This window comes from Mesorhizobium sp. M8A.F.Ca.ET.165.01.1.1 (assembly GCF_004792065.1).
Classification (GTDB): Bacteria; Pseudomonadota; Alphaproteobacteria; order Rhizobiales; family Rhizobiaceae; genus Mesorhizobium.
In genome coordinates, this window is record NZ_SRTH01000252.1 from 1 (window position 1) to 284 (window position 284).

Annotated in this window: 1 protein-coding gene; it reads left to right on the forward strand. The window is 62.3% G+C overall.

Annotated elements, in window-relative coordinates; translation table 11 throughout:
• Positions 1 to 277, forward strand: a 277-nt coding sequence (locus EN808_RS35970) for a Dabb family protein (RefSeq protein ID WP_135918281.1), incomplete at its 5' end; no start/stop codon positions are given.
• Between the last annotated feature and the right edge of the window lie 7 nt (positions 278 to 284).

Genomic DNA, 284 nt, shown 5'->3' on the forward strand with positions numbered 1-284 from the left:
CGTTTTCTTCAGCGTGCGGCGCAAAGAGGATGTGGAGGCCGTGCGGTCAGGGCTGCAGGCGCTGGGCAATATCCCGCATTCGAAACACTTCGAGGTCACGCCCAACACCAAGGTCGATCTGTTCTCCAACGCAATCGATGTGGTTGTCTATGCCGAGTTCGAGGACGAGGCCGCTCTCGCCGCCTACAAGGCGCATCCGATCTATGCGGAGACGACCAGCAAGGTGAAGCCCTTGCGCGAGCTGCGCTATTCAGCCGACGTCGTGGCCGCCGCCTGAGCCGGGC